This is a genomic window from Halobellus sp. H-GB7, assembly GCF_030848585.1.
Lineage (GTDB): Archaea > Halobacteriota > Halobacteria > Halobacteriales > Haloferacaceae > Haloquadratum > Haloquadratum inordinatus.
Genome location: NZ_JAVDDW010000005.1, coordinates 116,892 through 141,547, shown reverse-complemented (window position 1 = coordinate 141,547; position 24,656 = coordinate 116,892). Strand labels below are relative to the sequence as shown.

Sequence of the window (24,656 nt, the reverse complement as noted above, 5' to 3'; positions counted from 1 at the left end):
CCACAAACTGGTCCCTACCACTGCGCGAACGGCGTTCCGCCCGCGACACGTTCGACGTACTCTCCCTGCATCTCGCTGATCGCCGCCGGCAGCGACGCCCCGTCTTCGACCGCTTCGCGGACCCTCGTTCGCTTCCACGCGCTCGGCGATGTGTGCGCCGCATCGCGCCGCGCCTCGATCGGTCCGAGTGCCCACTCGGTCGCGTCCGCACCGACGCCGAGTGCGTCGAGGCCGCGACGTGCAAGCGCGAACAGGTCGTCGTAGATAGCTTCGGTTTCTCCCGTCTGCTCGCCGTCCTGCGTCACCCAGCGTAAGTCCGCGTCCGGGCCATCGTCGACCGCGGCGTAGAACGATGCTCGCGCGTCCTCCCACGAGAGCGTCGCGAGCGGGTGGTCCGCGACGTCGACGCCGCGGAGCACGCCGGCGACGAGCGCCTGCACGCCGACGGTGTCTCTGAGCGTCGGCTGCGTCGGGAGCGGCCGGTACTCGATCCGCACCGACTCCTCGCTCGCCCCCGGGATCGGTGCGCCGTCCGCGCCGCGCGGGATCTCGCCGCCGAAGACCGGGCGAACCCAGCGCCAGTACGTCCCGCGTTTCGCCCCGAACGCGGGGTAGCGCTCGCTTCCGGGGTCGCCTTTTCCCCCACTGTCGCCCCGCGATCCGCCCTCGTCGCCGTCTTCGTTGCCGTCTGCACCCAGATCCGGCGGCGCGACGAGCGTCGGGTCCTCGGCGATTCGGTCGATCAGTTCGTCGATGCTCGCCACGTCACGCGGAACGCGACACTTGTTCGTTCCCTCGTCGACGGAGCGCTCGAAGATCGGAATCCGGAGTTCGTGCGGGGTCTGCGCGAAGACCTCGACGAGATCCGAGACTGGCTCGTCATCGTATATATCCGCTGGGAGGAACGGCGAGTTGGCCGTCAGCGAGAGGATCGGCCCCATCGTCCGCGTGGCGACGTTCAGGTAGCGCGGAATGTCCGTCGGGTCCGGGAGCTGGAGGTGTGGCTGCATCGACGTCGCGAGCGACTCGACGAGCATCGAGCGGGCGTCGTCGTAGCCGGGCAGGCCGAGTCCGATTCGTCCCCCGTTCGCCTCGCGGATTTTCTGATCGAGGGCGACGTACCGGGGAACGGGGCGCATATTGTCGGCGAGAAAGATCCCGTCGGTTGCCGTCCCCGCGCTGAGATACTGGCGCGTGCCCGACTCGGGCGGCACAGTCCACATCGCATCGAGGACGAAGCGGCGGTCCGACTCGCCGAGGTGGCGCTGGATGTCGTCGTAGATCCCTCGCAGTTCGTCGTACTGCTGGCGGAGTCCCGCGTCGGAGACGACGTCCGGCGCAGTGTGAATCTCGGCGTTGTGGACGCCGAGTTCCCGGCTACAGCCGTCGATCTCGAAGAGGCTCTCGGGGGCGGCCGCGAGTCGGCCGTCGGCGTCGACGACGTAGCCCTCAAGTTCGAGTCCGACGGCGAAGTCGGGCGCGTCGAAGGCGCCCGCGGCGACGTCGTTCCGCAGTGATTCGGCTTCCCGGTCGACGCGGCGCTCGAAGGCGGCGCGTCGGTCTGGATCGAGCGCCGCGCGGACGGCGTCGGTCGTCTCGGTCATTGCGTACGTGTCGCGGCCGACGGCTACTGATACTGTCGGCTGTGCGCGCCCCGCACGGTCCCCCGAGTCGGTCCGGGTCCCTTCACTCGTCGTCGCGTCTATTATCGCTGCGTCCACTATCGCCGCGTCCACCGCCGACCTCGTCGCCGCCGGTCGTACGCAGGATGAACGGACCGATCGAGAGCGTCCGCTTCGCGATCGTGCCGATCCGGAGGACGAACGACAGGAGGATGGCGAACGGCGTGAGCGCGATCGAGGCCGTGAGTGCGACGATCCAGACGTAGTGGGCGATTCCGAGCGTCGCCCCCGACACCGACCCGAGCGTGCCGTGAAACAGCAGCGTGTTCGTCGCCACCAGCAGTGCCGGAACCGCGCTGTAGAGCATCGCTCGCGAGAGGTCGACCAGTTCCCACTGGAAATACAGCGTTTTGACGTGCTCTCTGGCGGGACCGAACAGCGTCAGCGCCGCCACGACCGAATCGAGCGCATCGCGCAGTTCCCGTATCGACTCGGCGTCCGCAGTCTCGTCGGCCTCCGGAAGCGACTCGCGCAACCGTCGCGCCTCGTGTATCTTCCAGGAGTAATTGAAGTTCAGCGCCGCCGAGAGGACGCCGAACGTACCGAACTGACGGTCCGCGAGGTCGCTGCTGACCGACGAGGCGTGGCCGCGGACGTCGTCGGCGAAGGCTCGTGTCCGCTCGGTTTCGACCCGCTCGGATGCGACGGCCGCTGCGGCCTTCGAGAGTCGAGCGCCACGCCGTTCGACGCCGTCGACGAGTACCCGGAGGAACGCCGCGGGTGTCGCCGGCGCGGTCTCGACGCCCAGTTCGTCCTCGACGTCGCGGCGGAACGACATCGCGCCCTCCATCCGGTCGCGCTGGTCGCCCAGCGTCCCCAGTTCCTGTGAGAGCACGAGCGAGTTGATCGAGACGACGAGCGTGACGCCGGTGATCGTCGCGGTCACGAGCCCCTGAAAGAGCGTTTCGACCGGATCGCCGACTGAGAGGACGACCCGGTCGGGGACGAGGGCAGCGACGAGGAGCGTCCCGAGAACGAAGCCAGCCAGGACGACCGCGGCGACGACCCACCGATTCGCCTCCAACAGGAGCCAGAGTTTCAGCCGGTTCTCCGTGCCGCGGCGGCGCATCGTGTCGCTCGGCTCGTCGGCCGATCCCCGGCTCCCTGCGGCTTTGTCGGCTGCTGTCTGGTCAGCGGGCGGTTCCTCGACGGCCGACCTGTCGGTCGTCGCGTCCTCACTCGCCGTCCCGTCGTCGGTCGACGTCTCTTTGCCCATCATCGGAATTCTCGAAGGCCGCAGCGACAGTGGTGTCCGGACGCCCCGGCCGGGTGGTGAAAAGTGCTCGCGCCGACGTCCGCGACGCAGCGGTGTGTTCGGCTCGCGAGCGTCAGTTCTCGTCGTCTTTCAGCTCTTCCAGTTCGGCTTCGACCTCGGCGTCGGAGACGTCGACGTCCGGGGCGCTCTCCTCGCCCGCATCCGATTCGGCCTCGACGTCGGCGGCTTCCGTCTCCCCCTCGTCGGCCCCGCCCATCTCGGCTTTCAGCGTTTCCAACTCTGAGTCGACCTCGGCGCCGGTGCGGCCGCTTTCGAGCTGTCGGTCGATGCTGTCTTTGTCCGACATCGCCTCGTCGAACGCGCCGGTGTCGACGAGTTCGTCCATCGCCTCCGAACGGGCCTCCATCTCGTCGGTGCGTTCCTCGGCGCGCTCGATCGCCCGGGAGACGTCGGCCATCTCGTCGCCGACGCCCGTCATCGCCTCCGAGACGCGCGAGGACGCCTCCGCGGCCTCGTAGCGGGCTTTCATCGTCTCCTTCTTCGTGCGGAACTCCTCGATTCTGCCCTGGAGTTCGTTCTTCTTCTCGACGAGGTCGTCCTGAGTCGACTGGAGCTCTGCGATCTGTCCCTCCAGTTCTTCGATCTGGGACATCTTCGCCTGCTTCTTCTCTAGGGCCTGTCGAGCGAGGTCGTCGCGGCCCTGCCGGACGGCCTCGCGGGCCTGGTCGTTGTGCTTTTCGACGTTCTCTTCGAGCCGGCGCTTTTGAATCTCCAGGCGCTTCTTCTGGGTCGTCAGGTCGGCGATGCCTTGCTTTACGTCCTGCAGTTCGTCACGCATCTGCTCGTAGGAGTAATCGAGCGTTTCCGTCGGATCCTCTGCGCGGTTGAGGAGGGCGTTGAGCTTCGAGCGGACGACGTAGGACGCGCGTGAGAGGATTCCCATACGTCCCACGTTGGGCACGCTGGAGTTAAAACCTCACGTGCCGAACGCCGCACGTTCGATGAGCGAGACGATTCTGCTGCCCGGCGGCCGCGACGCTCGCGGGACGCTCGACGTCGCTACAGACTCTGATGGCGCCGCCGCGGACACCGGGACCGACGACGCGGCGACTGCGGCCGACGCGTGCGTCGTCGCGTGCCCACCGCACCCCCAACACGGCGGCCACCGCGGTGACCAGCGCCTCCGGGCGGTGAGCGACGAACTCCGAGAGCGAGGGATCGACTGTCTGCGGTTCGACTACGGCCCCTGGGACGGCGGCCGGGGCGAACGAACCGACGCGCTGAACGCCGTCGCGTGGGCGAACGAGCGGTACGATCGCGTCGCGCTGTTCGGCTTCAGTTTCGGCGCGTCGGTCGCTCTTTCGGCCGCCGCCCACGGTGCTGACGTCGTCGCGGTCGCCGCCCTCGCGCCGGACGCGCGGCTCGGAACGACACGAGCGGACCCCGAGACACCGGATGACGGCAGCATCGGCGGTATCGACGTCGTCGCGGACCTCCCGAAGATCCCGGAGCAGATCGGCGTACAAGTGCTGTACGGCACGCGCGACGACGTCGTCGACGTCGGGGCAGTCGTCGACGCCGCACGCACACGCGGTCACTCGATTGTCGAGTTCGCCGCGGACCACTTCTTCATCGGGCAGGCCGGAAAAGTCGCAACAGCCGTCGCGGAGTTCCTGGAGCCGGCGCTTCAGGCGGACGTCCCGCGGTAGCCCGCGGCGAAGGAGACGGCGACCGCGACGACGCCGGCGACGACCGCGAAGGTCCAGAAGCCGGCCCACGCGGCCGCGCCGAGATCCGTCGTGACCGCGTACGTGACCACGACGCCCGCGAGGCCGCTCCCCACCGGGACGAGAAACGCGAGGTCGCTCCACTGGCCGCCCGCGTTGGCGTACTCGACGGCGTACCCCCAGAGGTTGCCGAGGGTGAACCGGAGGACGACGACCGCGAGGAGGCCGGAAACGATGGCCGTGACGAGCGCGAATAACGGGGGAGCGGTCTCGAATCCGGAACTGTTGCGCCAGAGCGATCCCCCGGCGCCGAATATGAACGCGGCGAGGTCGAGGAGGTACCACGGGCGGAGTCGGTCGCGGAAGCGTTGGTGGAGGGACATATCACGCCGTTCGGTGCCCGTTGGTAATAGTGTACCGTGCCGTACAGAGGCGGAGCTGTCGCGGAGCTGTGGCGGAGGCGGAGCTGTGGCGGATGCAGAGCTGTGGCGGATGCAGAGCTGTGGCGGATGCGGAGCTGTGGCGGAGGCGGTGCTGTGGCGGAGGCGGTGCTGTGGCGGAGGCGGTGCTGTGGCGGAGGCGGTGCTGTGGCGGAGGCGGTACCTACGAGTAGTACCGCGAGGCGAGCGAACGCGAGCCTCGCGGCTTTTTCCCTCCAGGTTTTTGTGCGGTGGGTTCCCACAGCGGCGCGAAGCGCCGCGAGGAAACCCACCGTGGAAAAAGGTGGGTTAGTTGTACCCCCGCCACCGATGGCCGCACTCGGTACACTTGAAGAATCGCGTCGGCGGTTCGTCGGCCGAGCCGGTCTGTTTGATCGTGTACCACGCCTCTTGATTGCCGCACTCGTCGCAGACCACGTCGGTGGCCGTCGGTTTGCCCTCGAAGTTCGCGTCTTCGGTGGTTTCGATCACGTCGTCGTCGGTCTGAGCCTCCGTCGAGACGAACTGCTCGGCCAACTCCTCGTCCTGTTCGGCCCGCGCGCCGCAGTCCTCGTTGGTGCAGACCATCGCGCCGTCCCGAGAGACCATCATCGAACCGCACTCGTCGCAGAACTGCATTTACTCCTCGTATCGGTCCCGGACACAAGTGTCTCTCGGGAGTGTCCGCCGCGTACACGAAAGGCTACTGCGGCCTCACTCCCGCTCGTCGGCCGCGGCGGTGCGCCCCCTGCCGTTCACTGTCTCGTGGATCCCGATCACGAGCGCCGGGACGACGAGCATAAACAGGTGTTCTTCGACTGGAATACCAAGGAGTTCGACGCCGGTCCGCAGCGGAATCGCGAACACCCCGACTTCGAGCGTGTACCAGTCCCAGACGTACGCGAGTGGATATAGCGCCAGGACCGTCACCGCGGCGCGGCGGAGGGCGTCGGCGTACACCAGGAGGGCGAGCGCGAGTGTTCCGAAGGCGATTTCGGTCGCGAGATAGGTGTACGGGCCGAGCAGGCCGATATCCGGAAGCGGTACGCCCGCGAGCGGGCGGTACCAAACGGCGACGACCAAGAGCGCGAGGAAGACGTACGCGCCGCGGACGAGCAGCATCGTCGCCACCGTCGCGTCTGCCCGCGTCGCGACGAGCGCGACCATTCCGAAGGCGACGGCAGCCAGCGGTGCGGACGCCGGGAACGGCCCGCCGACGGCGAACAGGACGACGAACACGAAGCCGAGATACAGCAGCGCGTACGCCAAGCGTCGCGCGCGTTCGAGGCCGAGCGCGACGGCGACCGTCCGCTTGCCGATGGAGCGGTCGTACTGGTAATCTGTGGAGTCGTCGACGATCTTCACGCCGGCGAGCGTCGTGAGAAAGACGAGCGCGAATCCGAGCGGTTCAGCGCCGAACTGCCCTGCTTGGGCGTAGTGCCCGCCGACGATGGCGAGCGCGATGCCGAGTGGATATCCGAGCGTCGTCGTAACCGGGTTCGTGTCGAACTGCGGGGCGTGGAAGAATCCCAGCAGCCACATCGGGACCGTGACGGCGGCGGCGACGACGTCGACGCGCGTGCCGAGCAGCACGGTGACGATGCCGAACCCGAGCGTCGCGCAGGCGAGCGCCCGTCGACAGCCCGCTTCGCTCATCGGGTGGTCGTCGTCCTCGCCGCGACGGTAGAAGTCCACGTAGCCGTCTTTGACGTGCGCCGTGTAGACCGCGAAGAACGTGGCCATCGCGTGGAGGACGAGCGGTGCGGGCGTCGCCGACCCGGCGAGGACGGCACCGAACCCACTCGCGGCGAGCGGCGGCAACATAAACACCGGGTGGACCTGCGAGAGGAGCGCACCGAGGTCGGTTCGCTCCTCGCTCCCCTGGCGAGCGAACGCCATATGGTACCGTTTGTCTATGTAAGCAAAAGCGTTCGGCAGGATTCTCGATCACCCGCGGACGGGTTCACTCGTCGACCATCGGACACTCTCGCACCCGGAAGTGATCGGCGTCGACGACAGCGACGATCTCCGTTCCGTCGTGAGCGCAGGCCAGCTCCGGCGGTTCAGTCAGGTACGGACATTTCTGGCAGTACTTCGTCTTCGAGACGACGTGTTCCGTAGCCCGCGACGACGTCCGCGTCGTCGTGCCTGCTTCGGAGACGCTGCTGGCGGTCTCACCGAGCCCGACCTGCTCGGCTGAATCGTCGCTTTCGAGCGACGACCAGAGCGTCTCCGCTTCGATATCGCCGACGGACATCTCCTCGAAGAGGTCGTCCGCGTCAACGCTCTCGCCACGACCTGTCCCGTAGTCCTCGCCTGCGGCGTCACCCTCGGCGTCCGGCTTGCTCGCATCGCTGCCGCGGACGCTGTCACTCTGCGTCGTCGACGCGGTCTCGGGGTCCCGTGCACCACGGCGCTCGGACACCCGACGCGCTAGATCCGACAGCGGAGCCCGTTCCTCCTCGGGGCTGGCTTCCGGTTCGGGAGTCCCGTCCCGCTCGTCCGCTGTTCCCGCAGAGCGGTCGTCGTCGTCGACCCAGTCGATGTCGGTCGCCTCATTCGCATCCCGCTCTGGCGAGGTCCCAGGGTCAGCCGAGCGATCGGCGTCAGGGTCTGTGTCTTCGTCGGTCACTTCTCGATCACTCGTTTACCTGCGCTGTGCTCGCAGTTCGATCCGTGTCGCGCTCGGAGACGTCCTCTGCTGCGGCACTCTTTTCTTGCTCTTCTTCTGCGGTATCGTGAGACGTGGACCCATCCGCGCGCGCACCGGACGTATCTTCTGCACCCCGACTTTCGTCGTCGAAGAGGCCATCGCGTTCGGCGCCGGCGCTCGCGGATTCGGTCGGTGCCTCCAATGCCGGCCGCTGGCCCACCGTGAGCCGGTGTGAGCCGAAGAATCCGCGCTTGGGCTCGACGCCGTCGAAAGTCGATTCACAGTGCGGGCAGAACGGGCTGTCGAGCAGGCCGAGGTGGACCGACTCGCCGCAGGACTCACAGACGGCCTCGGCGACGCCCTGTCGGTTCGCCTCCCGACGGAGGTCGGCCGCCGCAGCGCGCTCGTTCGAGTCCCGTTCGAGGGTCGCGATGCGCCCTCTGAGGTCGACGATGGCGCTGGCGACAGTATCCAGTTTCGCGTCGTGGTCGTCGGTCGTCTCGGTGAGGTACTCTAAGATCTCCTCGTAGTTCTCGAAGCCCTGACGTAGCCGGCGTTCGATGTCGGGGTGGTCGTGGTCCTCGGGCGCTTTGGCGTCGGTTTCGCGCTTGACCTGGATGACGCGCTCGCGGACGTCGGTGATCTTCTCGTCGAGGTCGTCCTCCAGCGCGTTGATCCGCGCGACCATCTCGGCGACGTCGGCCGTGAGAGCGTCGACCTCCGCTGAAACCGCAGTATCGTCGTTGGTGTCCGGCGCGCTCCCGAGTAGTTCGGTGACGTCGATCGATTCGGGGTCCTCAAGAGCTTCCGGATGCTCGTCGAGCAGACGGTGGGCCGCGAGGAGCCGACGGAGGACGTCCGCTCGCGAGGTATCTGTGGCTGCGGCTCTGTCGGCCACCCACGAGTCGAGCTCTTCCGGCAGCCCGTCAACGCCCTCACTCCCCATCTACCGCATCCTTTGGGGTCCACATCTTAAGTATTCCCTTGGTCCCACAGAATATTCGCTGGGCCCACAGAAGCATCCAACTTCCGGGGCGACGAAAGCAACGTATGGACGTCACGGTGTACGGACCGCTTCGGAGCGCGACCGGCGACAAGCACGTACAGATCGAGTTCGAGGGTGGAACGGTTCGAGACGCGATCGAGGCACTGGTCGCCGCGTATCCGCGGGCGAAAGCCCAGATGTATCGGAACGACGGTCGTATCGCCCCGAGCGTTCGCATCTCGGTCGACGGCGACTCGGCAGACGTAGACGACCCGTGTCCGGCCGACGCGTCGCTCGCTGTGCACCCGGCAGTTCAGGGCGGGTGAGCGTCCGCGCGGTCGCCGGCCACCGTCTGCGCGCGACTCACAATCCGCCGGCGCTCGGGGCCCACAGTCCGTCGTTCGCGGCTCACAACCCGTACTGATCGCGCACGAGGTGGTCGAGTCCGCGGTCCGCGAGCGTCTCCATCGGCGCGAGCATCGTCAGCTGGACGACGCCGGGGAGCCGACCGATTTCGACGCCGCCGGTGAACGTACAGCGGGTCCGGACCTCGCCCTCGCTCATTCCCAGCAGGTCGCCGGCGCGATCGAAGGCGTTGTCGGTGGCGTCGTTGATCGTCGCTCCGGATCCGATCACCTGAATCGGCCCCATATCGGTTTCGACGTCGACGCCGTACTGCGCGCCGAGTTCGCGCCCACGCTCGATGTCCGATTCGCTGTACGGTTTGCTGATGTGCGGGAGGTCCTCCTCGTTGGGCAGAAGGAGCGGTCCGCCGATGTCGAGACCTTTGATGACCTCGACCTCGAACTCGGTGTGGCCGCTGACGTCCGTCGTGTGGAGTGCGAGTTCGCCGTCGCCCTGATTGGCGTGCATATCGCCGACGTAGATGCCGCCGCCGTCGACTTTCACCGGACAGATCAGGACTGCGCCCTCGCGGACCGCGTTGATGTCCATATGCCCGTCCGTTCGGGCGTCCAGTTCCGATTCGTCTTCGAGGCCCCACTCGTGGCTGGCACCGATGAGGAACTGGCCGAAGTCGCCGGCGTTATGGGAGTCCGGCAGTTCGACCGGCGGCGTCGTCCCGATGTTGCCGAGGAACGGCCGGAGATGTCCGAGCGTCCCCGGCATCTCCGACGGTTCGTACAGCAGAATCGGATGTTGTCTGGAGTTCTCCGGCAGCGCACTCGCCTCCGCGGCGCGCTCGGCGAGGTCGTGGGCGGCCGCCTCGTCGACGGTCAGGCCGACCTCGTAGTCGTCATCGAAGACCGTCGTGATGCCGTACTCGAACGCGAACGAGGAGGCGTTCGCACCGCACTCGGCACACCTGATGGCGTCCTCGCCGGTCCCCTCGACGACGCTCTCGGGCCACTCGGCACCGCACTCCGGACAGCGGTGATCCACGAAGGGGTCGTCGCCGAAGGCGTCCTCGCGTTCCGCCATCGACCCGGTGCTCGTGGCGACACTCGTCACTTCGATGTCCTTGATGTGAATCGCGATCGCGTCGCCGACCTCCGCACCGTCGACGGCGATCGGCTTCGTGACCTCGTGACCGCCCCGGAACTTCGGTGTGATCATCGGTCCCCAGCAGGCCGGCGGCGTGTGCGTCCGGACCGTACCGCCGTCGGCGACCGTCCCGGCCCACTCCTGATCGGGACCGACCAGCCCGAGCGTGTACTCGTCGACCTCGAGTTCGGTGACTACCTGTTGAGACATATACATTGTGAACGATCGTGAGAGAATCTATTAAGCGTTGGTGCGGAACGAACCGAACGCGAGAGACAGTGGCTAAGAGCCGGTGAAACGGGCAGGTCTACTCCAGGTACTCCTCTTCGCGCTCCTCGTCGTCGCGGCCGGGTTCGTCGGTCCGGCGCGTGACGTCGACCTGGTAGTGTTCGAGGATGTCGCGACCGAGGAGCAGGGGGTAGTCCATGTGCGAGCGGTCCTCGACGCTCGCAGTGACTGTGTGCTGGGTGCCGCCGATCCCGATGACGAGGTCGACGACCGGGCGGGCCTTCCCCGACTTCAGCGAACCGGACTTCACGCGCGTCATACTCTTGATCGGCCCGGCACCGATCTCGGCGGCCAGCGAGGTGTCGATGCTCGTCCGCGTCGCCCCGGTGTCGGACTTGGCTTTCGCCTGCGTCGACCCGCTGGTACCGGAGACGACGACCTCCTCGATGTAGCCGATCGTCGGGCGGTCGCCGACCGGGCCCGAACTGACGCGTGGCATCCCCGCGGGCCGGGAGTCGTCGAGCGTCGCCGACAGTTCCTCGACGCGCTCGTCGTCGACGTCGCCGCCGACACGCTCGATCGCGAGCTTTGCGATGTACGGCGCGGGACTGCGGCCGGTCGCTTTGTGCAGCCCTTTGAATCCGGCCGTCGGGTTGACTTCGAGGACGAACCAGCCGTCGTCACCTTCGATGAGGTCGACGCCGACGTAATCCAGTCCCATCACTTCGGCGGCGTACAGCGCGGTCTCCCGCGCTTCCTGCGGCATATCGTCGGTCGCGTCGACGACGTCGCCGCCGAGTGCGACGTTCGTCCGCCACTCGCCTTCGGGCGCGTAGCGGTACATCGCGCCGACGACCTCGTCGTCGACGATGTAGACGCGGAGGTCGCGGTGTCGCGTCTCGTCGCGGTCGATGAGGTCCTGCAGGAACGCCTGACGGTTGCCGACCTTGGGGTTCACGGGTTCGGTGAGATCGACCTTCCAGGTGCCGCCGCCGTGCGTTCCGATGGCGGACTTGTAGACGCCGACCTCGCCGAACCGATCCCGACCCTGGTTCAGGCGGTTGTTCGAGAGTGCGAGCAGGGCGTCGGGGACCTTGATGTTCCAGTTCGCGAGCGTCGCCGCAGTCGCGAACTTGTGGATGGCGGTGAGGACCGACGCCGGCTCGTTCAGCATCGGACGGATCCGCTCGAACGTCGTCGCCAGCCCGAGTAGTTCGGCCGGCTCTTCGGTGTTCGAGAGCAGCAGACGGTTGGCAACGACGTCGACTTCCGGTTCGATCGCGACGTCGCCGTCTTCGATGGAGATCGCGGAGTTCTCCCGGCGTAACCAGATCCCGTCGTGGCCGAGATCGTCGACTGCGTTGAGAATAGCCTTCGTCTCCTTGCTGTTGTGTAACGAGAGGACGCCTACGCGAACTTGCTCTCCGTCGGAAGACATATTGTTCCGTACTCAACCACACAATCAAAGAGGTGCCGATCCAGCACTCAGAACAGCTGGTGTGACCGTTTCACACTTCGCTGATGTGACCGTTTCACACTTCGCTGATGTGACCGTTTCACGCTTCGGGGGTCGACACGAGCGCGAGCGCGGGAGTCGGTGCGAGCGTTTATCCCCCCGGCCCGTCCACGGCGAGTATGAGCACCGACGGGACCTTCACGTACAACGGCGGGAAGGTCGAACCCGGAGAGCGGCAGAATCTCCGCTACGGGATCAGCGAGACGTATCTCGGGGACCCGGTCCGCATTCCGGTCACCATCATCAACGGCGAGCAGGATGGGCCGACCGTGTTCCTGTCTGCAGCCGCGCACGGCGACGAGCTCAACGGCATCGAGGTCGTCCGTGAGGTCGCCCACGAATGGGACCTCTCGGACCTCGCCGGCACGCTCGTCTGTCTCCCGGTGCTGAACGTCCCCGCGTTCCTCGCCCAGCAGCGCTATCTCCCCATCTACGACCGCGACCTGAACCGATCGTTCCCCGGTCGCGAGGACTCGACGAGCGCGAAGCGGATGGCCGCGCGCATCTTCGACAACTTCGTCGCCCCCTGTGATTTCGGGCTCGACTTCCACACGTCCACGCGCGGGCGGACGAATATGCTCCACGTCAGGGCCGATATGTCCGACGACGACGTCGCCCGGCTGGCCCGGTCGTTCGGCACGAACGTGATCATCGACTCCGAAGGGAGCGACGGCGTCCTCCGCACGGAGGCGACGCGGGTCGGCATTCCGACCGTCACGATCGAGATGGGCGAAGCCCACCGATTCCAGCGCGGGCTCATCGACGACGCGCTCGCGGGCGTCAAGAGCGTCTTCGCCGAGTACGAACTCCGGGAGGCCGGCTCAGTCCGCTGGCCCGGCTGGCGCACCGTCATCGACAGCGCGAGCGAGAAGACGTGGATTCGCGCAGACGCCGGTGGCATCGTCGATATGCACTACGAGCGCGGCTCGCTGGTCCACGAGGGCGAACGCATCTGCACGCTCACCGATCCGTTCAAGAGTGACAACATCGCCGTCGAAGCCCCCTTCACCGGCCTGCTCGTCGGCGTGCTGGAGAACCCCGTGGTCTACCCCGGCAATCCGCTCTGTCACCTCGTCGAACTCGACGAAGACGTTCGCCGGGTCGTCGAACGGGAACAGTCGGCCGGTTCGCGGTAGCTTCGAGGCGGTCTCGACCCGCCAATTTCGCCGCTGAACACGCGCTGGCAAATAGTTCCAGCGAATGGCTCTCGACCCGTACACGTAAGTTCTATAGTGGGTCCGTCCTGAATCTCACAAGAGTATGAGTCAGTCTTACAATCGGGGCCTCATCGAGGACTTCGGCCGCTGGCGGGAGTTCTCAGCGGGAATGTGGGCCTGGGTGTTCCACAAGTTCACGGGTTGGGTGCTCGTGGGGTACCTATTTACCCACATCGCCGTCCTCTCGACGGCACTGCAGAGCCCGGATGCGTACACGACGACGATCCAGACGCTCGAGGGATTGCTGGTCGTCCGCATCCTGGAGGTCGGATTGCTCGCAGTGGCCGTCTTCCACATCCTCAACGGTCTCCGGCTACTGTTCGTCGACCTCGGCGTCGGCCTGGAATCTCAGGACAAGAGCTTCTACGCGTCGCTGCTCCTGACGGGTGCGATCGTCGTCGCGAGCGTTCCGACGTTCCTCGCGGGGGTGTTCGGCTGATGGCCGAGCGTTACTCCTCGTTCCAGGCCGGTGGACGCCGGTGGCTCTGGCAGCGCATCACGGCCGCGTTCCTCGTGGTCGTCCTCGCGTTCCACTTCTTCCTCCTGCACTTCGTCCACCACGCCGACGAAGTCACCTTCGCGATGTCGCAGGGTCGGATGCAGGAGCTGACGTACTTCTCGCTTATGATCTTGTTCCTCCTGACGGCGACGTTCCACGGCGTCAACGGCGTCTACAACGCCCTCATCAATCAGGGCCTCACCGGGACCCGCAAGACCGCCGCGAAACTGGTCCTCGGCGTCGCGAGCGCCGTCGTGATCGTGCAGGGCGTCCGAACCGCACTCGCGTGGGCCGGAGGCGTCCCACTCTAAGCGTCACAGTACAATGAGCACGCAACTTCCCGAACAGGTCGAAGAAGAATCGTCCGCCGCCGAGGCCGAACCGACGTCTGCAGCCCAGGAACGCCGGCTGGAAAAGAAGCGACAGCGCGCCGAAGAGAAAGAGCGCCAGCGCCAGGCCGAAGAGGCGGAGAAAGCGCTCGACGAAGAGGACACCTACCATCTGAAGGTGTTCCGCTACGATCCCGAGATCGCAGGCAAGAAAGAGCCGCGCTTCGACGACTTCCACGTCCCCTACCACAAGGGGATGACCGTCCTCGACGCGCTGATGTACGCGCGCGACACGTACGATTCGAGCCTCACGTTCCGGCACTCCTGCCGACAGGCGATCTGTGGTTCGGACGCGATGTTCGTCAACGGTTCCCAGCGCCTCTGCTGTAAGACACAGCTCTCGGACCTCGAAGAGCCGGTCCGCATCGAACCGCTCCCGCACGCGGAGGTCGTCAAAGACCTCGTCGTAGATATGGAGCACTTTTACGACCAGATGGAGGCCGTCGAGCCGTACTTCCAGACGAACGAGCTTCCGGAGGGTGAACTCGAAGAGCAGCATCAGACGCGTGAGAACCGCGAGAAGGTGAAGATGTCCACGCGCTGTATCTGGTGTGGCGCGTGTATGTCCTCGTGTAACATTGCCGCGGGCGACAACCAGTATCTCGGCCCGGCAGCGCTCAACAAGGCGTATCGCTTCACGATGGACGAGCGTGAGGGCGAGGATATGAAGCAACAGCGGCTCGAAATCCTCGAACAGGAACACGGCGTCTGGCGGTGTCAGACCCAGTTCTCCTGTACGGAGGTCTGTCCGAAGGACATCCCGCTGACCGAGCACATCCAGGAACTCAAGCGCGAAGCGGTCAAGAACAACCTCAAGTTCTGGTAGACCTGAGGAGTACGTAACCGCAATTCACGCGACGAACACGAGACCAACGCAATTCAGCAATCATACATTATGCACGAACACGACGTCATCGTGGTGGGCGCGGGAGGCGCGGGCCTTCGCGCGGCCATCGCGGCACAGGAAGAAGGGGCCGACGTGGCCATCGTCTCGAAACTGCACCCGGTTCGAAGCCACACCGGGGCCGCCGAGGGCGGCATCAACGCGGCGCTCCGCGAGGCCGACTCCTGGGAGGACCACGCCTACGACACGATGAAGGGGTCGGACTACCTCGGCGACGCGCCGGCGATCGAGACCCTTGCGCAGGACAGTCCCGAGGAGGTCATCCAACTCGAACACTGGGGGATGGCCTTCTCCCGAGAGGAGGACGGCCGCGTCTCCCAGCGTCCGTTCGGCGGCCTCTCGTTCCCGCGGACGACCTACGCCGGTGCGGAGACGGGACATCAGCTCCTGCACACGATGTACGAACAGCTCGTCAAGCGCGGCATCGAGGTCTACGACGAGTGGTACGTCCTCGATCTGGCCGTCAGCGACGAGGACGACCCCGAAGACCGGACCTGCCACGGCGTCGTCGGCTACGACATCCAGTCCGGAAACATCGAGGGCTTCCGCGCCCGCGACGGCGTCATCCTCGCGACCGGCGGTCTCGGCCAGGTGTTCGATCACACCACCAATGCCGTCGCGAACACCGGCGACGGCGTCGCGATGGCCTACCGCGCCGGCGTCCCGATCGAGGACATGGAGTTCATCCAGTTCCACCCGACGAGTCTGCCCAGCACGGGCGTGCTCATCTCCGAGGGGGTTCGCGGCGAGGGTGGAATCCTCTACAACTCCGAGGGCGAGCGCTTCATGTTCGAGTACGGGTACGCCAGCAACGACGGCGAACTCGCCTCACGCGACGTCGTCGCTCGCGCCGAACTGAGCGAAGTGAACGAGGGGCGCGGCATCGAGGACGAGTACGTCCACCTCGATATGCGCCACCTCGGCGAGGAGCGTATCACCGACCGCCTCGAGAACATCCTCCACTTGGCCAAGGACTTCGAGGGCGTCGACGCGCTCGAAGAACCGATGCCAGTCAAGCCCGGCCAGCACTACGCGATGGGCGGCATCGAGACCGACGAGAACGGTGAGACGTGTATCGGGGGGCTCTACGCCGCCGGCGAGTGCGCGTGTGCGTCCGTCCACGGTTCGAACCGTCTGGGCGGGAACGCGCTGCCGGAACTCATCGTCTTCGGTGCGCGCGCGGGCCACCACGCCGCGGGTCGCGATCTCGGAGAGGCCGAGATCACCACCGGCAAGCGCGGTGAGTGGGAGTCCGGCGACGTCGAGACGCCAGTCGCTCCCGGCGAGGCTGGTATCTCCGGCGCCGACGCCGTCGCGGACGGCGGTGCGGCCGCCGAGGGCTCTGATCTCTCGCCTGACGAACTCGTCGCGCGCGCGACCGAGCGCACGGACCGGCGCGTCGACGCGCTCTTGGAGAACGACGGCCGCAACCACTCGGAGATCCGTTCGGACGTCCAGGAGTCGATGACCCAGCACGTCAACGTGTTCCGAGAGGAGGACGGCCTCAAGCAGGCGCTCCGCGACATCCGTGACGCTCGCGAAGCGTACCAGAACGTCGGCGTCGCGGACCAATCGCGGACGTTCAACACGGACCTGCTGCACACCATCGAGACGCGGAACATCATCGACATCGCCGAAGCCATCACGCTCGGCGCGCTGGCGCGCGACGAGTTCCGTGGTGCGCACTGGCGGAAGGAGTACCAGGAGCGCGACGACGAGAACTGGCTGAAGCACACGATGCTCTCGTGGAACGACGGGTCGCCGGAACTGTGGTACAAGCCGGTGCTGCTGGAAGGCGAAGAGAAGCGCTACGAGCCGAAGATCCGGAGCTACTGAACGCCGTTCCACCGTCGTTTTTTCTGCTCGGACGGAGGTGCCGTCATCCATATACGACAGCGTCGCGTAGGTTTCGATCGGAAGGGTGGCTCAGTGGTAGAGCAATCCGGCAGTGACCGTCATACGGTCGCGCCGGCTTACGGCTTCGCGTGGTTCGACTCCCGCCCCTTCCACTGTACCGAGACGCGCCCCGGCCGCTCGGCCGCGCCGATATCGTCACCAGTCGAAAAAAACGGCGACGATCGCCGGCGAAAAAGAAATGAACATTCGTCCACATTTCGCAAAGCGGGCCTGAGAGGCGCTCTATCGCTATTTCTCGAATCGGGGCTGTTCGACAATCGTCGTGGATGGGTTTTATTATCGTCGAATCCAAGGAGTAGACAACAACGATGCAGGGCACGATGCACACACGACCGACAGCAGGGCTCGAAGCGCCGACGATTCCGTCCGAACTCGAATCGCCGCGCGCGAAACTCGTCTATCTATTCCTGTCGACGTATGGGGAAGCGACGATTTCCGAACTCGAATCCAGTCTGGAGATGAAGAAGATTTCGCTGTACAGTATTCTTTCGACGCTGTGTGAACGCGGCCTGATCGACCAGGACGCCGAGCGCTACCGCCTCTGTTAGATCCGCGAACTTGCCGTAGTCGCTGCTCGCCGATCGGTCACGAGCGCTGCCGCCAGCAGTAACGCGAAGAAGAACCCGGAGAGTGGGGTCGAGGCCGGGACGACAGCCGACTGAGGCGGAGATCAGATTTCGTCGCCGGTACGGAACAGCGTCAGTTCCTCGGCTTCGTAGATGTTGATGAGTTCGGTGACGATTTCGTCGTAGTCTTCGTCTTCCTGACGGAGCGAGTCCAGTCGCGCAACCGTCTCCTCGTCGAGGTGCACCTGTGGCATACCCGGGACCACGCCGTGGGGAAACTTAAGCGCCCGGTCACTGTCCGGTCGTGTCCAACGTCTCACTCGTCAGCGACGATCACCGGCCAGCTCACAGGCCGACGAGTAGGATCGAGGCCACGACAGCGGCGGCCGACCAGCCGACGCCGATCCAGGTCAGCACGGCGAACGCCTGCCGGGCCCCGCCCTGGTTCCACCCCGACTCACCGCCGAGGTGATCCTGCACCGCCGCCATCGACTCGCCGAAGCCGACCGTTCCGGCCCACGTCGCGACCCCGAATCCGAGCACCAGCGTACCGAGTGCGAAGGAAGCGTCAGTCGCGGCTTTGGCTCCGACAACCGAGAGAAGCGCGGCCGCGACGACAGCGCCGACGAACGCGCCGACGCCGACCCACCGCGTGACCGCGCGACCGAACGGTCGGACGTCGATCTCAGTCAACGGTCTCCCGCATCCGCGGGTCGAGCGCGTCGCGCATCCCGTCGCCGAGGAGGTTGAACCCGAGCACGGTCAGCGCGAGCAGCAGGCCGGGGAAGAACGACCACCACCACGCCCCGGAGAACAGCCCGAATTCGACGCCGTTCGAGAGCATCATCCCCCAGGTCGGCTCGCCGGGACTGGCGCCGAAGCCGAGGAACGAGAGCGCGGCGATGTCGATGATGGCGAGGCCGTAGTTGAGCGTCGACTGGACGGTGATCGGCGCGAGGCAGTTCGGCAGAATGTGCCGGACGAGCAGTCGCGGGTCGGTCGCGCCGAGCGCCTTCGTCGCGTCGGTGTACTCGTCTTCGAGTACTTTCAGCGCCGCGCCACGAACGACACGGGCGAACCGGGGGGTGTAGACGAGCGTCAGCGCGCCGACTGCACGCCACAGGCCCAGCTCCTCGGGGAAGATCGTGACGAGCGCGAGCGCCAGCAGGAGCGACGGGAACGACAGTAGGACGTCCATTGTCCGCATAATGACGTTGTCCGTGAGGTCGCCGTAGTACGCCGCGACGATGCCCAGGCCGACCCCGAGGAACGTCGAGGCCGCGACGGTGACGGTTCCGTAGAGGACGGCGTACCACGCGCCGTACAGCACCCGCGGGAAGATGTCACGAGCCTGTCCGTCCGTGCCGAACGGGTACTCGATACTGGGAGCGGCCTCCGAGGGGTTGGTGCCGAACTGCGTCGCCATCAGATTGCTGAGGTCGTAGGTGAACCGCGCGTAGATCGCGACCACGACGACGACGGCGATGATGACGAGCCCGGTGACTGCGAGCCGGTTCGAGAAGAGTTGCGAGAGGAACGGACTCGCGCGCAGGCGCTCGACGATGCTCCGATCGACGGTTCCGGTCTGTGTTTCTGTGCTCATTGTTCGATGCGGGGATCGAGGACCGAGTACGTGATGTCGACCGCCAGGTTGACCAGCGTGTACAGCACGGCGAAGACTAAGACAGTGCCCTGCACGACGGGGTAGTCGCTGCGGCTGATCGCGTCCACCAGTAGCGTGCCGATGCCGTTGATCTCGAAGACGGTCTCGGTGAGGACGGCGCCGCCGAGGAGCGAGCCGAACTGGATGCCGATGACGGTGATGACGGGGATGAACGCGTTACGGAGGCCGTGTTTCATCACGGTGATCTTCGACCCTTGGCCCTTCGCCCGGGCAGTCCGTATGTAGTCTTGGCGGATCACCTCGACCATCGACGAGCGCATCATCCGCGAGAGCAGGGCCATCTGGTAGATCCCCAGCACAACCACCGGCAGGAGCAGGTGAACGACCGCAGACTGGAACGCCGGGACGTTCCCGGCTAACAGCGTGTCGACGAGGATCAACCCCGTGGCCGGTTCGATGAAGTACTCCGAGCCGATCCGGCCGCTGGTCGGCAAGATCCCGAGGAACTGCGCGAAGAGCAGGATCAAAAGCGGGCCGCTCCAGTAGATCGGTACGCTGATCCCGCTGAGCGCGCCGACACGGGTGAGGTGGTCGGTCCAGGTGTCCTGCTTGACGGCGCTGAGGATGCCCAGCGGAAGTCCGAACAGGAGCCCCGCAAACTGCCCGAGCAGCGCGAGTTCGATTGTGATCGGAAGCCGGTCGACGAGGATCTGGCTCACCGGCGTGCCGCGGTTCACCTGGTAGGACTGACCGAAGTCGAACGTCGCGACGTCGCCGAGGAACCGGACGTACTGCTGCCACAGCGGGTCGTCGAGTCCGAGATCCGAGCGGATCTGCTCGACGAACTCCTGGCTCGCTCTGTCGCCGGCGATGACCACGGCCGGATCGCCGGGCGAGAGATGAAGGATGGCGAAGACGACGGTCGCGACCCCGAACAGCACGGGGAACAAGAGGAGCAGCCGTTTCAGGACGAATCGATTCGAGACCATTCTGGGGCGCGGTGAGTGAGATACTGAATGAGACGGTACTCGTTACTCGACCTCGACAACTTCGAGGAATGGGCCGCCGATCGCAGCGACGGTGTAGTTGCTCACGGTGTTAGCGACGCCGCGGACTTCGTCGGCGTAGTCGATGAACACCCAGGGGGCTTCGTCGTGTGCGAGTTGTGCGGCCTCGCGGTACAACTGTGCCCGCTCGTCCTGATTCGTGGTCCGCTGGGCCTGCTCGACGAGGTCCATATACTCGGTGTTCGCCCACGCGGCGTTGTTCGAGGTGTTGTAGCCCTCGGTGTCCCAAGAGACCCAGTCCTGTCCGTCGGGCACCTCGACTTGCGGGTGCAAGAGGACGTAACAGAAGTTGTCCGGGTCGGCGTTGTCGGTGTACCACCCCGCGAGCGTCGCATCGTGGCGCCCCTGACTGGTGTAGGTGAGGTAATCCGAGAACTGTCGGTCGTCGATCGACATCTCGATACCGATCTCCGCGAGGTTCGTTCTGATCGTCTGTGCGGTCGGGAGCGGTGCGGGGTTGTAGCCACGGGGGTTCTGGAAGGTCGTCAGCGTAAAGGAGAACCCGTCGCCGTAGCCGGCCTCGTCGAGGAGGCTCTGGGCCTGTTCGGGGTCGTGTTCGTAGGGGCTGATGTCGTCGTTGTGGCCGAACAGTGCGGGTGGGATCGGCTGGTCGGCCTGCGTGGCGATTCCCGAGTAGATGTTCTCGACGATCGCCTGCGTGTCGATCGCGTAACTGATCGCCCGGCGGACGCGCCGGTCGCGGAACGCCTCGACCCGCGAGAGGTTGAACGCCATATACCCGATGTTGATTCCGGTCGCCGTCCGGTTCTCGGCGGTGTCGGACCCTTCGACGATCTGCATACTGTCGGGGTCGAGACCGTCGATGATGTCGAGTTCCTGTTCGACGAGCGCCTGCGCCCGCGTGGAGTTCTGTCCGCGGGTCAGGAACAGAACCTCGTCGACGTTCGGACCGTCGCCCCAGTAGTCGTCGAAGGCAGTGAGGCGGATGCGGTTGTTGGCGTCGTCGAGCGTCTCCAACTGGAACGGTCCGGTGCCGACCATCTCCTCGCCGAGGTTGGTGTCGCCTTCGATCGCCTCCTGGGAGATGACGACGGCCGCGAACATCGCGAGGTTGCGGAGGAACGGCGCGTACGTCTGGGTCAGGGTGATCGAGAGCTCGTAGTCGCCCGCTGCTTCGACGCTCTCGATCCAGTTCCCCAGCGTGAACGGACCGTACACCGAGGCGTCCTCGAAGTAGTACTCGTAGTCCTCGTCGACGAACCGGCGGTACGTGGCGATGAAGTCGTCGGCGGTGAAGTCCGATCCGTCGTGGAACGTCACTCCCTCACGCAGCGTGAGCGTCACCGATTCGCCGTCCATCGACCAGTCGGTTGCGAGCCCCTCGGTGAGAGACGCCTCGCCGACCTGGAAACTGATCAGCCCATCGTAGGCCTGATTCGTCACCTTCGCGACCTCGCCGCTCGTGGTGTTCTGCGGGTCCAGGGTACTCGAGTGGGCACCGCGGCCATACCGGAGCCTGGTCGTTTCCTCACCCTCGCCATCGCCGGTGTCACCCTCTGTTTCGGTGTCGCCGTCGCCGGTGTCGCCACCGGCGTCCGTTTCGGTCTCGGTGTCGTCGTTCCCGCCGCCGCACCCGGCGAGCGTGGTGATCGACGCCGTTGCGACCGTCGCGCCGCCGGCCCGCTTCAGGAAATCCCGTCTCGAGGGGTCCTTGGTGTTTGAGGCCATACCTCAGGGAATATGTTGCTAGATTAATAATACTGGCGGAAAAACAGAAAATTACTCCGGTTCTTCGTCGTGCAAGTGACAGGCAGCCGGGTGGTCGCTCTCCCCGAGTTTCGGGTGTTTTCGTTCACAAATACTCTCGAAGGTGTCCCGGAGCGTCGCTTCGGCCTGCTCCCAGCGGTCGTTCTCGAGGTGCTCGAAGGACTCCGCGACCGCCGCTTCGGCCTCTCCCGAGAGCGGACCGTCGAAGAAGTACTCGAATAGGGCCGCGTGTTCACCACCGTCTGCGACGGCGGTGGGTGTCGTCTCGGCTTCGATGCGGACCTCCGACTCGATGGCGTCGAGGTCGACGTCGCCGGCTTCGAGCCGCTGCCGGTAGAACATCACTTCGCGATACCGCTCCTGCTCGATGTCTAAGTCGTCCGGTGGGATGATCGACGGACAACGGGTCCGGAACCGGCAGTTCGAGGGCGGGTTGATCGGCGAGGGGACGTCCCCCTTGAGGATCGTGCGATCGCCGGTGTCTGCGAGCGGATCCGGTTCCGGAATCGCCGACAACAGCGCCCTCGTGTAGGGGTGCTTCGGCGTCTCGAATAGGTCGTCCGTCTCGGCCACCTCGACGATCTCGCCGAGGTACATCACGGCCACTCGGTCGGAGATGTGCCTGACGACGCTCAGGTCGTGGGCGATGAACAGGTACGTGAGCCCGAACTCCTCTTGGAGATCTTCGAGGAGGTTGATGATCTGCGCCTGGACCGAGACGTCCAGGGCCGACACCGGCTCGTCGGCGACGATGAAGTCGGGATCGACAGCGAGCGCCCGCGCGATCCCGACCCGCTGGCGCTGGCCGCCGGAGAGTTCGTGCGGGTACCGTCCGTACTGTCCGCGTTCGAGTCCGACTGCCTCCATCAACTCGAACACCCGCTCGCGGCGGCGACCCTCGGCGAGGCCGTGGATCTTCAGCGGTTCCATAATCGTCTGGCCCGCCGTCATCCGCGGATCCAGACTCGACATCGGATCCTGGAACACCATCTGCATATCCTTCCGGCGCTTCCGGAGTTCGGACTTCGAGAGCGTCCCGAGGTCGTCGCCCGCGAACACGACGGTGCCGTCGGTCGGCGGGTCCAGGTAGAGGATCGCCCGCCCCGCGGTGGACTTTCCGCAGCCGGATTCGCCGACGAGTCCGAGGGTCTCCCGCTCGCGGACGTTCAGGTCGACGCCGTCGACCGCCTTGACGCTCGGGCCGCCGCTCCCCAACACGCGATCGAGGGGACTGTCCTCCTGTTCGTAGTACTTGCGCATACCCGTCACCTCGACGAGCGTCTCGCCGATGTCGGGCTCGGTCCCGGCCTCGACGCCCTCCGTTCCGTACGCCGCCTTGTCGAACGCCTCGTGGACGCACTTCGATCGGTGATCGACGTCGGCCGGCCCGTGCTGGAGATAGGGTATTTCGCCTTCGAGACACTGGTCTTCGGCCCACGGGCAGCGAGGCGCGAAGTGACAGCCCTCGGGCATATCGATCAGGTCGGGGACGTTCCCCTCGATCGGGGTCAGCCGCTCTTTTTCCTCGGTCGGGACGGACTCCAGCAGGGTGTAGGTGTAGGGATGGCTCGGATTGTGGAAGATTTCCTCGACGGGGCCCTCCTCGACGATCTCGCCGGCGTACATCACGGCGACGCGATCACAGGTCTCGGCCACGACGCCGAGGTCGTGGGTGATCATCAGGACGGACATCCCGAAGTCCGTCTGGAGGTCGTCGATGAGATCGAGGATCTGCGCCTGGATAGTCACGTCGAGAGCGGTCGTGGGTTCGTCGGCGATGAGGAGGTTCGGCCGGCAGGCGAGCGCGATAGCGACGAGCACCCGCTGGCGCATCCCGCCGGAGAACTCGTGTGGATAGTCGTTCAGTCGCTGTTTCGCCTCCGGGATTCCGACCGCCTGGAGCATTCTGAGGACCTCCTCCATCACCTCGTTGTCGCCGTCACGCCCCCCGACCTTCGGGAGGATCTCGCGGATGCCGTTGAGCCAGGAGTCTCGCTTTTGGCCGCCGTACCGATGGAGTCGTAGCGACTCGGCGATCTGCTCGCCGACGGGAATCGCCGGGTTCAGCGAGGTCATCGGGTCCTGGAAGATCATCCCCATCTCGCCGCCGCGGATGCGCCGGACGGCCGCCTCGGGGGCGGCCGTCACGTCGACGACGCCATCTGAGATTTCGACGTCGTTCGGGTTCGCGCCGTCGCGGATTCGGGCCCGGGCGTCGTCGTCGACGTAGACGAACCCGTCGGCGGCGTCGTCGAGCGCCGCGGCGAGTTCGTCACCGACGGCTTCGGCAGCGGTCCGGTCATCGAGCCGATCGGCGGCCGTTCGGAGGTCGGACGCGAGGTCCGCCGGGTCCGCTACGCCGGCGAGGTCGTCGGCTATCGCCCGGAGTTCTGCCGACGTGTCGCGGACGTGCGTGCCGGCGCGGAGGTCGCTACTGATGGCCGCGACCGCATCAATCAGTTCGGAGGGGTACGGGACGAGCGCGTTGCCGAACTCGTCGAGGAGCCTGGTGGCCAGGGCCGTATCGCGGAGGGTGATGCGACCGCCGACGATCTCGCCCGGGTCGTCGACGAGGTCCATCGCGGACAGGGCGGTGACGCTCTTGCCGGACCCTGACTCGCCGACGAGGCCGACGGTCTCGCCGGCCTCGACCGTGAGGTCGATCCCGTCGACGGCCTTGACCGCACCCCGTTCTGTTCTGAACTGGGTCCGGAGGTTCGAGAGCGAGAGGAGGTTTGTCACTTTCTCCCATAGTGCACTTCCAGGAGAAATATCTTGGGGAGCGGGGAACCATTTATGGCGCTACCGGAACGCGT

The 24,656-nt window shown here is 65.8% G+C and carries 24 protein-coding genes and 1 tRNA gene; 9 read left to right on the top strand and 16 right to left on the bottom strand.

What is annotated here, in order from left to right; all coding sequences use genetic code 11:
* Window positions 1-14: 14 nt before the first annotated feature.
* From RBH22_RS11040 to RBH22_RS11030, 3 genes are all read right to left on the bottom strand, one after another.
* Window positions 15-1,604, bottom strand: a complete 1,590-nt coding sequence (locus RBH22_RS11040; protein ID WP_306677494.1) for a hypothetical protein — start codon at window positions 1,602-1,604, stop codon at window positions 15-17.
* Window positions 1,605-1,686: 82 nt separating this feature from the next.
* Window positions 1,687-2,751 (bottom strand): hypothetical protein, encoded by a 1,065-nt coding sequence (locus RBH22_RS11035; RefSeq protein ID WP_256546642.1) that lies wholly within the window; start codon window positions 2,749-2,751, stop codon window positions 1,687-1,689.
* 259 nt (window positions 2,752-3,010) lie between these two features.
* A complete protein-coding gene (locus tag RBH22_RS11030; protein ID WP_306677493.1) occupies window positions 3,011-3,841 on the bottom strand; it encodes a PspA/IM30 family protein in 831 nt (276 codons plus the stop codon).
* A gap of 58 nt (window positions 3,842-3,899) precedes the next feature.
* On the opposite strand from RBH22_RS11030, the gene RBH22_RS11025 reads away from it, so the two are divergent.
* Complete coding sequence (locus RBH22_RS11025) at window positions 3,900-4,607, top strand: alpha/beta hydrolase (protein WP_306677492.1); 708 nt, start codon at window positions 3,900-3,902, stop codon at window positions 4,605-4,607.
* Here RBH22_RS11025 and RBH22_RS11020 read toward each other — a convergent pair.
* From RBH22_RS11020 to RBH22_RS11000, 5 genes are all read right to left on the bottom strand, one after another.
* Window positions 4,586-5,008, bottom strand: a complete 423-nt coding sequence (locus RBH22_RS11020; RefSeq protein ID WP_256288964.1) for a hypothetical protein — start codon at window positions 5,006-5,008, stop codon at window positions 4,586-4,588. The genes RBH22_RS11025 and RBH22_RS11020 overlap by 22 nt on opposite strands.
* A gap of 345 nt (window positions 5,009-5,353) precedes the next feature.
* Entirely contained in the window at window positions 5,354-5,683 is a 330-nt protein-coding gene (locus RBH22_RS11015; RefSeq protein WP_256288963.1) for a transcription factor S, read from the bottom strand.
* Window positions 5,684-5,758: 75 nt separating this feature from the next.
* The gene (locus tag RBH22_RS11010; RefSeq protein ID WP_306677491.1) at window positions 5,759-6,943 is read right to left on the bottom strand and encodes a lycopene cyclase domain-containing protein; all 1,185 of its coding nucleotides are present in this window, start codon (window positions 6,941-6,943) and stop codon (window positions 5,759-5,761) included.
* Window positions 6,944-7,007: 64 nt separating this feature from the next.
* Window positions 7,008-7,676, bottom strand: a complete 669-nt coding sequence (locus RBH22_RS11005) for a hypothetical protein (RefSeq protein WP_306677490.1) — start codon at window positions 7,674-7,676, stop codon at window positions 7,008-7,010.
* Between the two features lie 7 nt (window positions 7,677-7,683).
* Window positions 7,684-8,643: a CopG family transcriptional regulator gene (locus RBH22_RS11000; protein WP_306677489.1), complete on the bottom strand. Its 960-nt coding sequence runs from the start codon at window positions 8,641-8,643 to the stop codon at window positions 7,684-7,686.
* A 104-nt stretch (window positions 8,644-8,747) separates the two neighbouring features.
* Between RBH22_RS11000 and RBH22_RS10995 the strand changes: the two genes are divergently transcribed.
* Window positions 8,748-9,008, top strand: a complete 261-nt coding sequence (locus RBH22_RS10995; protein WP_256288959.1) for a ubiquitin-like small modifier protein 1 — start codon at window positions 8,748-8,750, stop codon at window positions 9,006-9,008.
* Between the two features lie 82 nt (window positions 9,009-9,090).
* Here RBH22_RS10995 and RBH22_RS10990 read toward each other — a convergent pair whose 3' ends face one another.
* Window positions 9,091-10,395, bottom strand: coding sequence for an acetamidase/formamidase family protein (locus tag RBH22_RS10990; protein ID WP_256288958.1), 1,305 nt, complete (start codon window positions 10,393-10,395; stop codon window positions 9,091-9,093).
* Window positions 10,396-10,492: 97 nt separating this feature from the next.
* Window positions 10,493-11,851, bottom strand: a complete 1,359-nt coding sequence (locus RBH22_RS10985) for a RimK/LysX family protein (protein ID WP_256288957.1) — start codon at window positions 11,849-11,851, stop codon at window positions 10,493-10,495.
* A gap of 197 nt (window positions 11,852-12,048) precedes the next feature.
* On the opposite strand from RBH22_RS10985, the gene RBH22_RS10980 reads away from it, so the two are divergent.
* From RBH22_RS10980 to RBH22_RS10950, 7 genes are all read left to right on the top strand, one after another.
* Window positions 12,049-13,065, top strand: coding sequence for a succinylglutamate desuccinylase/aspartoacylase family protein (locus tag RBH22_RS10980; RefSeq protein WP_306677488.1), 1,017 nt, complete (start codon window positions 12,049-12,051; stop codon window positions 13,063-13,065).
* 124 nt (window positions 13,066-13,189) lie between these two features.
* Complete coding sequence (gene sdhC, locus RBH22_RS10975; RefSeq protein ID WP_121569476.1) at window positions 13,190-13,585, top strand: succinate dehydrogenase, cytochrome b556 subunit; 396 nt, start codon at window positions 13,190-13,192, stop codon at window positions 13,583-13,585.
* Window positions 13,585-13,956, top strand: a complete 372-nt coding sequence (locus RBH22_RS10970; RefSeq protein WP_121569475.1) for a succinate dehydrogenase — start codon at window positions 13,585-13,587, stop codon at window positions 13,954-13,956. The genes sdhC and RBH22_RS10970 overlap by 1 nt, the downstream gene beginning before the upstream one ends.
* Before the next feature lie 13 nt (window positions 13,957-13,969).
* Window positions 13,970-14,860 carry a succinate dehydrogenase iron-sulfur subunit gene (gene sdhB / locus RBH22_RS10965; protein WP_256288955.1) on the top strand — a complete coding sequence of 297 codons (891 nt, stop codon included), beginning with the start codon at window positions 13,970-13,972 and terminating at the stop codon, window positions 14,858-14,860.
* A 69-nt stretch (window positions 14,861-14,929) separates the two neighbouring features.
* Window positions 14,930-16,774 carry an FAD-binding protein gene (locus tag RBH22_RS10960; RefSeq protein WP_306677487.1) on the top strand — a complete coding sequence of 615 codons (1,845 nt, stop codon included), beginning with the start codon at window positions 14,930-14,932 and terminating at the stop codon, window positions 16,772-16,774.
* Window positions 16,775-16,853: 79 nt separating this feature from the next.
* A tRNA-Met gene (locus RBH22_RS10955) sits at window positions 16,854-16,947 on the top strand.
* A gap of 216 nt (window positions 16,948-17,163) precedes the next feature.
* Window positions 17,164-17,403, top strand: coding sequence for a helix-turn-helix domain-containing protein (locus RBH22_RS10950; RefSeq protein ID WP_121569472.1), 240 nt, complete (start codon window positions 17,164-17,166; stop codon window positions 17,401-17,403).
* A gap of 122 nt (window positions 17,404-17,525) precedes the next feature.
* Here RBH22_RS10950 and RBH22_RS10945 read toward each other — a convergent pair whose 3' ends face one another.
* From RBH22_RS10945 to RBH22_RS10920, 6 genes are all read right to left on the bottom strand, one after another.
* Complete coding sequence (locus tag RBH22_RS10945) at window positions 17,526-17,675, bottom strand: hypothetical protein (protein WP_256288953.1); 150 nt, start codon at window positions 17,673-17,675, stop codon at window positions 17,526-17,528.
* Between the two features lie 91 nt (window positions 17,676-17,766).
* Window positions 17,767-18,114: a hypothetical protein gene (locus RBH22_RS10940; protein WP_256545569.1), complete on the bottom strand. Its 348-nt coding sequence runs from the start codon at window positions 18,112-18,114 to the stop codon at window positions 17,767-17,769.
* Window positions 18,107-19,024 carry an ABC transporter permease gene (locus RBH22_RS10935; RefSeq protein ID WP_306677486.1) on the bottom strand — a complete coding sequence of 306 codons (918 nt, stop codon included), beginning with the start codon at window positions 19,022-19,024 and terminating at the stop codon, window positions 18,107-18,109. Before RBH22_RS10935 ends, RBH22_RS10940 begins: the two co-directional genes overlap by 8 nt.
* Window positions 19,021-20,034, bottom strand: coding sequence for an ABC transporter permease (locus tag RBH22_RS10930; RefSeq protein WP_121569469.1), 1,014 nt, complete (start codon window positions 20,032-20,034; stop codon window positions 19,021-19,023). Before RBH22_RS10930 ends, RBH22_RS10935 begins: the two co-directional genes overlap by 4 nt.
* A gap of 42 nt (window positions 20,035-20,076) precedes the next feature.
* Window positions 20,077-21,801 (bottom strand): ABC transporter substrate-binding protein, encoded by a 1,725-nt coding sequence (locus tag RBH22_RS10925; protein WP_306677485.1) that lies wholly within the window; start codon window positions 21,799-21,801, stop codon window positions 20,077-20,079.
* A gap of 51 nt (window positions 21,802-21,852) precedes the next feature.
* Window positions 21,853-24,582 (bottom strand): ABC transporter ATP-binding protein, encoded by a 2,730-nt coding sequence (locus RBH22_RS10920; protein WP_306677484.1) that lies wholly within the window; start codon window positions 24,580-24,582, stop codon window positions 21,853-21,855.
* Window positions 24,583-24,656: the final 74 nt, after the last annotated feature.